General features: G+C 36.9%; 4 protein-coding genes. 1 reads left to right on the top strand and 3 read right to left on the bottom strand.

All coding sequences use genetic code 11. The features are described 5' to 3' along the window. A partial coding sequence (locus HY817_05370) for a helix-turn-helix domain-containing protein (protein ID MBI4836658.1) occupies positions 1–393 on the top strand: 393 nt, incomplete at its 5' end. A 244-nt stretch (positions 394–637) separates the two neighbouring features. On the opposite strand, the gene HY817_05365 is transcribed toward HY817_05370, so the two are convergent. The 3 genes from HY817_05365 to HY817_05355 all read right to left on the bottom strand — a co-directional run bounded on the left by HY817_05365 (position 638) and on the right by HY817_05355 (position 1,952). Then, positions 638–1,156, bottom strand: coding sequence for a DUF2716 domain-containing protein (locus HY817_05365; protein MBI4836657.1), 519 nt, complete (start codon positions 1,154–1,156; stop codon positions 638–640). A gap of 134 nt (positions 1,157–1,290) precedes the next feature. Then, positions 1,291–1,527, bottom strand: coding sequence for a toxin-antitoxin system HicB family antitoxin (locus tag HY817_05360; protein ID MBI4836656.1), 237 nt, complete (start codon positions 1,525–1,527; stop codon positions 1,291–1,293). Next, complete coding sequence (locus HY817_05355) at positions 1,527–1,952, bottom strand: putative toxin-antitoxin system toxin component, PIN family (GenBank protein MBI4836655.1); 426 nt, start codon at positions 1,950–1,952, stop codon at positions 1,527–1,529. The genes HY817_05360 and HY817_05355 overlap by 1 nt, the downstream gene beginning before the upstream one ends. Positions 1,953–2,191 lie beyond the last annotated feature (239 nt).

Here is a 2,191-nt window from a genome sequence, read left to right as displayed (position 1 = left end):
GCTGATTCTACAAACAGCACAACTATCAATACTAGTTTTGTTGAGCGAGATAATTTGACTTGGAGAGAGCGTAATCGCCGATTAACACGAAAAACTACAGGATTCTCTAAAGATTTAACCTGGATGGAAAAGCAGTTCTGGTTATCTATGGCTTATTACCATTTTTGTTTGCCTCACAAGAGTTTGCGCCAAAAACTGCTTGAATTAAAACCAACTAGTGGTAGCCCTCAAAAGTGGAAACAAGTTACTCCTGCTATGGCTGCTGGCATGACGGATCATATTTGGACAACTTCTGAATTGCTTGGCTACCGAGTGTCACCTAACTTTTTGGATTCCCTCAACACACTTGCTCATTTGTTTCCTGATTTTGATAAGGTTCATCACTGTAACTGAGGGACACCACCCTTTGTTTGACTCCTGTTTTTAGGCAATCCTTTTTGTTTTATCGCTCCTGTTCGCTTTTCTTTACTCCTTTCTCTCAGCACTTGCTCTTTCTCTTCCTATTTTACATTTTTTCATCGTAATCCTATCATATTCCTTACGTAAAGGGGCATAACCCAGAGTTCAGCGGCGAGGGTGAGGCGGCGAGTCTTGACGAGCCGACCACCCGAGTCCGCTGCAACGTTTGTTCGGCCTCTTATAAATTGGAACGAAGAATAGAAGTAAACAATAAAGGTTTATATTTTTCAAAAGCAGAAATAAGTTTCGTCCCAAAAACACAAATAGATTGTTCCCAAGGATGACCAAACAAACCAAAACTAAAATCTTCAGCCAAAAATATATAATAATCTCCATTAGGAAAAACAGGAATCAACCACTCTTCTGAGTTAGTAAAATCAAAAGAACCATAAGGATAAAACAAATAACTTGGATGTTCCCAATTTAACACATATAACTTATCTTCTCTAAACAAACACTCTCTAAATGCTACTAGAGTTTTTACGCTTAAATCTTTCTCTAGTACTAAATAATTTTCATTCCCATTGTAGTATGCAGTTGATATGTCGTAAGTTATTGATGGTTTCGGTTCTATTATTGATGGCCAATCTTCTGAATAAATGCTTGGGTTAAATTCAAACATCTCATTAAAACTCTCCCACACATCTTTATGACTCAACCCTCCTATTTCTTTATCTAAACTTTTCCAAGCTCTCATATTCTTTCCACAAAATCATCGGTTACTGTAACTCATTTAGAGGCCGAACCCAAAGTTCAGCGGCGAAGGGTTGTTGCGGAGCGACAACCCGAGTCCGCTGCAACGTTTGTTCGGTCGCCATTTAACAAAAGAGGTTAAAAAGAATCAAAGTCAAGAGGAGAAGAATCAGAAACCTTAGATAAAGCTTTATCAAATTTATCCCTACTGCCGCGTTTAGCCCGAGACTTAAGATAATCTTCAGTCATCAAAGCAGAAATCTTTTCAGCCAAAGCAATAGTAATAAACTGATTGATAGAAGTACTATCTTTCTCAGCCAATTTACGAATGGTGTTATGTAAAGAATCAGGAAGTCTTAAACTAATTGTACTCATTATGTTTCTCCTATTAATTTCAAAAAATCTTTTGGTGTAACGATTTTTATGGCAAATTGCTCACTACCTTGAAAATCTCGTTGGTTATAAGTAACTATATAATCACAATTTGCGGTTACGGCTAACTCCAAAACCATATCATCTTTGGGATCCTTCAAGAATGGCCTCCATAAATAGTGTATTTCCCATTGTTTAGATATACTGCAAATGTAATCTATAATGTCATCTATATCTTCTTCAGTTAGCGGTATTTCACCTAGTAATCTTTTAGCCACATCTTCATATTCCAATACCATTGGTACCGATATATTTATTCCAAACTTTTCTCCTCCTATTAATTTTAGTAATTTATAAGACAACCCTTTACTTGATTTTAATGCTGCATATATTATATTTGTGTCTATTACTATTTCGTATTTTTTCATATTTTGGTATCATAAATGATACCATCTACTTTGTCAATTCCTTAAAATAGTTTTTAGGGGTAGTGGCGACCGAACGCCAAGTTCAGCGGCGAGGGAAACGGCGAATGTTAATGAGCCGACTACCCGAGTGTTGACTAAGCTGCAATGTCACCATTACAACTCGTCTTCAAAACTGGACGTGAGATTTTCACCTCATCCAGCTTCTCTCTAACTTAGTCGTTGTCAAAGATACCTCCAAT

It is taken from the genome of Candidatus Abawacabacteria bacterium (assembly GCA_016207805.1).
Classification (GTDB): Bacteria; Patescibacteriota; Gracilibacteria; order RBG-16-42-10; family RBG-16-42-10; genus JACQZO01.
The sequence above is the reverse complement of the archived record's forward strand: the minus strand, read 5'-3'. Positions and strand labels throughout refer to the sequence as shown.

What these genes read in the sequence shown, in the direction of transcription:
- HY817_05355 (MBI4836655.1), bottom strand. Translation starts at nt 1,952, where the DNA reads ATGAAAAAATACGAAATAGTAATAGACACAAATATAATATATGCAGCA.
- HY817_05365 (MBI4836657.1), bottom strand. Translation starts at nt 1,156, where the DNA reads ATGAGAGCTTGGAAAAGTTTAGATAAAGAAATAGGAGGGTTGAGTCAT.
- HY817_05360 (MBI4836656.1), bottom strand. Translation starts at nt 1,527, where the DNA reads ATGAGTACAATTAGTTTAAGACTTCCTGATTCTTTACATAACACCATT.